Source organism: Mycobacterium sp. (genome assembly GCF_035653355.1).
Lineage (GTDB): Bacteria > Actinomycetota > Actinomycetes > Mycobacteriales > Mycobacteriaceae > Mycobacterium.
Window position 1 is genome coordinate 1 of sequence record NZ_DASRBZ010000482.1, and the last position, 5,739, is coordinate 5,739.

A 5,739-nucleotide genomic window follows, 5' to 3' on the forward strand; every position below is an offset into this window, starting at 1 on the left:
GGACGGAGTTTGGTACGGGCCAGATCGAATTCAGTGACACTGGCAGCCCGCCGGCGAGGAATGACAGAGAAGGACCAGCAGTGAATGGCGCACACGATATCGGCGGAATGCAGCCCTTTGGTCCTGTTCCACGAGAGGAGAACGAGCCGGTATTCCACGCCCCGTGGGAAGGACGGGTTATGGCGATGACGATCATGTTGCTGGCGCGGGGCACCTTCGCCGGCGGCGCATTGCGTTATGCGATGGAGAGTTTGCCGCCGCTTCGCTATTTGCAAGACAGCTACTACGAGCGTCGACTAGATGCCCTTGAGACTGCATTAGTGGATCACGCCGTCCTAGCCCGTCCCGAGATGCGGCATCGGCTGAACCACCTAAGTCGCGGTGACGCTGACCCCGCTGATGCTGAGCCGCCGCACAATTCCAACGCGGAAAAGCCTTCCGGTGCGCCGAGACCGTTGACGCAAGGTGGCGCGCTAAGTAGCAAGCGCGACGTTAACCGCCCGCCGCGCTTCGGCATTGGCGATTTGGTGACCGCGCGCAACGTCCATCCTCGTGGACATACCCGGCTGCCCCGCTATGTGCGCGGGCGTCGGGGAACAATCACCCGGCTCCATTCCCCGGCGGTCTTTCCTGACACCGACGCGCATGGCCGGGGAGAGCATGCCCAATACGTCTACACCGTGCGGTTCAAAAGTCAGGAGTTGTGGGGAGATACGGCCGAGCCCAATGAGACAGTGCACGTCGGGCTCTGGGAAAGCTACCTGGAGGCAGCGTGAATCAAGCAGGTGGCCAAGGGTATTCGGGGCACTTAGACCCGGCGCTGCGTACTCGCGCAATCGAATCGCTCCTGTTGGAAAAGGGCCTGATCACACTCGACGCAGTTGATGCCGTTGCGGCAATGCTCGAACACGACATAGGACCGCTCAACGGTGCACGAGTGGTAGCCCGGGCATGGAGCGACTCGGACTACAAGAAGCGCCTGTTGCAGGACGGCAATGCCGCCCTTGAAGAACTTGGTCTCACGCTCGAAACGGAATTTATTGTCGTAGAGAACACCGACCGCGTCCACAATGTGATCGTCTGCACGCTGTGTTCGTGCTATCCCTGGACGGTCTTAGGGCTCCCCCCGACTTGGTACAAGTCCCCGGAGTACCGCGCCCGTGTCGTCATCGAGCCGCGTGCGGTGCTCGCCGAATTCGGCCTGCACCTCAGTAAGTCGACCGAAATCCGGGTCTGGGATTCCAACGCGGAAACCCGCTACATGGTCCTGCCGCGCCAGCCCCCTCACACCAAGGGCTGGGAAATCGATGATTTGGCCAGGATTGTCACCCGCGATGCGATGGTGGGAGTTGCCGTCGTCTCGACTGAGCAGGAAGCCCCATGATCAACAGAGACGCAATTGTGGGACAACTCGATACCGGCGCCGACACCGCAGTTCCCCGAATCAACGGCGAATTGGTGTTCTCCGCGCCATGGGAAAGCATGGTTTTCGCGCTCGCGGTCGCCCTCTCTGACGGCGGCGCAATTGACTGGACTAAGTTTCACCGACAGCTCATTACGGAGATCCAGCGGTGGCAGCAGCAGGCGCACCCAGTCGAACAGTGGGACTACTACCAGCAATGGCTGACTGCTCTGGAACACGTCTTGTGTCGCCGCGGACTTCTGAGCGAATCCGAACTGCTGGGCAGAATCGCAACGTTGGCCGCACAAGATCAGCACTAAGACCTCGCCGCCGGCGTCACGCCCACACTCGATGGTCGCGCTTGGGGGCTACTCTCATGCGGCGTGACTTCCCGGAAGCTGGATATCGATCTGCATGGGGCGCCGCAGACCATGCTGGCCACGCTGTACGCCAAGGCCCTCGACGCCGACTTGCCGGAACCGATCCTTGGTGATCGGTACGCAAAAGACGTCGTCGAGCGCATCGACTACGACTGGAGCCGGACTGGTATCACAGCGAGGAACTCAGCGTCGGTGACCACGCGATCGGCGCACTTCGACGATTGGGTGCGTCAGTTTTTGGCGGTACATCCGCGGGCCGTGGTGCTGCATGTCGGCTGTGGCCTGGACAGCCGGTGCCTGCGGGTCGACCCGGGTCCGGGCGTCGACTGGTACGACGTGGACTACCCCGGCGTCGCCGAACTGCGCCAGCAGCTGTTCCCGGGCCGGGACCGGTACCACGTCGTGGGTGCGTCGGTCACCGACCCGGCGTGGATGCACCAGATTCCAGCCGATCGCCCGACATTGATGGTCGGCGAGGGATTGACGATGTATCTGACTCCGTCGGACGGCGTTGCGTTGCTGCGACGGGTGGTCGAGCGCTTCCCGTCGGGAGAGCTGCAGTTCGATGCGTTCAACCGGCTGGGGATCAAGTCGCAGTGGACCAACACGGTGGTGCGGCGCTCAGGGTCGACGCTGCACTGGGGAATCAACGGTCCCGACGAGATCACTGCGGCGGTTCCCGGCCTTCGGCTGTTGGCCTGGGTGCAGTGGTACGAATCGGCCACTTTCGCGGGGCTGCCGCGTGCCTACCGAGTGTTGGGCAAGGTCATGTCACTGGTGCCGGCGATGGCCAACATGGCGCAATACCACCGCTACGCATTCTGAATCTTCCACGCTAGGGAATCTTGGTCGCGCACCGGTGTTACACCTGCTATCGACGTTGAGGAGATGTCAACATGAGCGACCGGATTGTCTTAGAACCCAGCACCGAGCACCCGATCACGATTGAGCCGACGAGGGGCCGCGTGCAGGTCCGCGTCAACGGCGAGGTCGTCGCCGACACACGAGCGGCATTAACCCTGCAGGAAGCCACTTTGCCTGCTGTGCAATACGTTCCGATAAGCGACGTGGTGCAAGATGTGCTGACCCGCACCGACACCAAGACCTACTGCCCGTTCAAAGGGGAGGCCAGCTACTACAGCGTGACCACCGGCACCGGCGATACCGTCGACGACGCGATCTGGACGTATGAGGAGCCTTATCCTGCGGTGGCGGCAATCGCCGGCCACGTCGCCTTCTACCCGAACAAGGCCGAGATCACCGTCGACGCCAGCTAGGCCCCGGATGCCAACCGGGTATCGGAGTACTCACGTAACGACACGATCTGACCGTCGCGGGTATCGACGATGAAGCAATACGGGCTTTCGTGGCGGGCACCCGAAGCCGTGACGCCGTCGCCGTGCGCCTCGATCACGACGCTGTCGCCGTCGCTGATACATCGCAAAAGGTCCAGAGTTAGCTCGACGTCGTTCCTGCGCCGCTCGATCTGGCCCTGTAACGCTGCCTTGTCGGCCGTTTCGCGAGTAGCGACATTCCAGTAGGTGAAGTCGTCGCTGAGCAGAGCAAAGCACTCGTCGATGTCCCCGCCCTGTAAGCACTGCAGGAACATCCACGCCAGTTCGGCTTGTGGGTTATCGAACGGCGTGATCACATCGCCATCCTGTCTCGCAGCACAGTGGCGGTCAATCATCGCGAGCCGGTCGCGGTGTGCGGCCCGAACCTATGATCTGTTGGGTTCGGCAGTCGTGGGGTTGGCGTAGGGGTGTAGGTGAAGCGGGTTCGCACCGTCACGTTCCCGGGCGTGGTCAGCCCCGGGATCACGTTGGCGCCGCTACGGCGCGGCCCCCGCGATCCCTGCTTTCAAGTTCGCGACGGCGTGATTTGGCGGACCAGCTTGTTGCCCAGCGGCCCCGTCACGGCGCGGATCACCCGCACGGCGCCCAATGCGGTGGGGTGCGTGGCATGGGGCAGCGGAGCTGAGGAATTCCTTGACGCGCTGCCGGCCATGCTGGGCGCCGATGACGACGCCTCGGATTTTCTCCCGCAGGAACCGACCGTCGCCGCTGCGCACCGACGGCTGCCGCACCTACGGCTGGGCCGCACCGGGCGGGTGCTGGAAGCCTTGATCCCGGCGATCCTCGAGCAACGAGTGCCTGGCGCCGACGCATTTCGGGCTTGGCGCCTGCTGGTCACCAAGTTCGGCACCGAGGCGCCCGGCCCGGCGCCCGCCGGGATGCGGGTGCCGCCCGCCGCCGAGATCTGGCGAGGCATTCCGTCGTGGGAGTTCCAGCGCGTCAATGTGGACCCGCGACGTGCCCGCGCAGTTGTCGGCTGCGCGCAGCGGGCGTCATCGCTGGAACGGCTGGGCTCATGGCCGCGCGAGCGGGCCAGGGAGGCGCTCACGTCGCTGCCTGGGGTGGGTGTGTGGACCGCGGCCGAAACCGCACAGCGGGCATTCGGTGACGCCGACGCGCTGTCGGTGGGCGACTTTCACATCCCCAAGATGATCGGGTGGACATTGCTGGGCCGGCCCATCGTCGACGACGTGATGGTTGAGTTGCTCGAGCCGATGCGGCCACACCGCCACCGCGTGGTCCGCTTGCTCGAAGCCAGCGGATTGGCATACGAGCCGCGCCGTGGGCCGCGGCTGCCGGTGCAAGACATCCGCGGCATTTGAGGCTGCGGGTATACCGGCATCCGTCCCTGGGTACTCGTTTCCGGACCGTGTGCCAATCACGTTAGGGAGTAATCGATGACACAGTTCACGATTCCGGGCTTGACCGATAAGCAGGCGGCGCGGCTCGTCGAGCTGCTGCAGAAGCAGCTGAGCACCTACAACGATCTGCACCTGACGCTCAAGCATATCCACTGGAATGTGGTCGGCCCGAATTTCATTGGCGTGCACGAAATGATCGACCCGCAAGTGGAGGCCGTGCGCGGTTACGCCGACGTGCTCGCCGAGCGCATCGCCGCGCTCGGTGCGTCCCCGCAGGGCACCCCGGGCGCGATCGTTAAAGACCGCACGTGGGACGACTATTCGGTGGGGCGGGACACGGTGCAGGCGCATCTGGCAGCGCTGGACCTGGTCTACACGGGCGTCATCGAAGACATTCGCAAGGGCATCGACGAGACCGAGGAACTCGACAAGGTCACCCAGGACATCCTGATCGACCAGGCTGCCGAGCTGGAGAAGTTCCAGTGGTTTGTGCGGGCCCACCTGGAGAGCGCGGGCGGGAAGCTGGCCCACCAGGGATCGGCGACTGAACGCGGCGCCGCGAGTACTGCCCGGCGTAAGACCTGACATCCGCGTCGCTGTTAGCCAGCGAGGTCCTTAGGTAGGCGACTGCCAACATCCGGGAATTAACCGGACCGGGGTCCGGTTATATCGATATCCCAATGTCGCAGATGTATGGAGGTGCAGATGCCTGCCGTCACGGCGAACACGCTGACCTTGCCGCGGGTGCCCGCCGCGGGCCCAGCCGAGACCGAACGCCCGGTCCGTTCGGTTACAACCGGACCGCGCGGCTACGAAGGCGAAGGCTTCCCCGTAGTGCGGGCCTTCGCCGGGGTCAGCACCGCCGCGCTGGATCCATTCGTGCACATGGATCAGATCGGTGAAGTCGAGTACCAACCCGGCGAGCCGAAAGGCACCGACTGGCATCCGCACCGCGGGTTCGAAACGGTCACCTACATGATCGACGGCCAGCTGGCGCATCAGGATTCGCACGGCGGTGGGGGCCTGATCACCGACGGCGCGACGCAGTGGATGACGGCCGGGGCGGGCATCCTGCACATCGAGACGCCGCCGAGCGCCCTGGTGCAAAGCGGTGGCCTCTTCCACGGCGTCCAACTGTGGGTCAACTTGCCGAAGAAGCAGAAGTTCACGGCGCCGCGGTATCAGGCTATCGACGGCGGCGACGTCACGCTGCTTTCGTCCGAGGACGGCGGAGCGCTGAT

At 64.0% G+C, this 5,739-nt stretch carries 9 protein-coding genes; 8 read left to right on the plus strand and 1 reads right to left on the minus strand.

Features of this window, described 5'->3' with window-relative positions; genetic code table 11:
• From nthB to VFA16_RS16655, 5 genes are all read left to right on the plus strand, one after another.
• Window positions 1-776: nitrile hydratase subunit beta (gene nthB, locus VFA16_RS16635; RefSeq protein WP_324968875.1), on the plus strand; the 776-nt coding region annotated here is incomplete at its 5' end.
• Complete coding sequence (gene nthA, locus VFA16_RS16640; protein WP_324968876.1) at window positions 773-1,384, plus strand: nitrile hydratase subunit alpha; 612 nt, start codon at window positions 773-775, stop codon at window positions 1,382-1,384. The genes nthB and nthA, both read left to right, overlap by 4 nt.
• Window positions 1,381-1,722, plus strand: a complete 342-nt coding sequence (locus VFA16_RS16645; RefSeq protein WP_324968877.1) for a nitrile hydratase accessory protein — start codon at window positions 1,381-1,383, stop codon at window positions 1,720-1,722. Before nthA ends, VFA16_RS16645 begins: the two co-directional genes overlap by 4 nt.
• Before the next feature lie 78 nt (window positions 1,723-1,800).
• The gene (locus VFA16_RS16650; protein WP_324968882.1) at window positions 1,801-2,607 is read left to right on the plus strand and encodes a class I SAM-dependent methyltransferase; all 807 of its coding nucleotides are present in this window, start codon (window positions 1,801-1,803) and stop codon (window positions 2,605-2,607) included.
• A gap of 71 nt (window positions 2,608-2,678) precedes the next feature.
• Entirely contained in the window at window positions 2,679-3,059 is a 381-nt protein-coding gene (locus tag VFA16_RS16655) for a DUF427 domain-containing protein (RefSeq protein ID WP_324968878.1), read from the plus strand.
• Here the strand turns inward: VFA16_RS16655 and VFA16_RS16660 are convergent.
• On the minus strand, window positions 3,056-3,430 hold the full coding sequence (locus VFA16_RS16660; RefSeq protein WP_324968883.1) for a nuclear transport factor 2 family protein: 375 nt from the start codon (window positions 3,428-3,430) through the stop codon (window positions 3,056-3,058). The two genes, VFA16_RS16655 and VFA16_RS16660, sit on opposite strands and share 4 nt — an antisense overlap.
• Before the next feature lie 120 nt (window positions 3,431-3,550).
• Between VFA16_RS16660 and VFA16_RS16665 the strand changes: the two genes are divergently transcribed.
• From VFA16_RS16665 to VFA16_RS16675, 3 genes are all read left to right on the plus strand, one after another.
• Window positions 3,551-4,459: a DNA-3-methyladenine glycosylase 2 family protein gene (locus VFA16_RS16665; RefSeq protein ID WP_324968879.1), complete on the plus strand. Its 909-nt coding sequence runs from the start codon at window positions 3,551-3,553 to the stop codon at window positions 4,457-4,459.
• Between the two features lie 75 nt (window positions 4,460-4,534).
• A complete protein-coding gene (gene dps / locus VFA16_RS16670) occupies window positions 4,535-5,083 on the plus strand; it encodes a DNA starvation/stationary phase protection protein Dps (RefSeq protein ID WP_324968880.1) in 549 nt (182 codons plus the stop codon).
• Between the two features lie 120 nt (window positions 5,084-5,203).
• Window positions 5,204-5,739, plus strand: a 536-nt coding sequence (locus tag VFA16_RS16675) for a pirin family protein (protein ID WP_324968881.1), incomplete at its 3' end; no start/stop codon positions are given.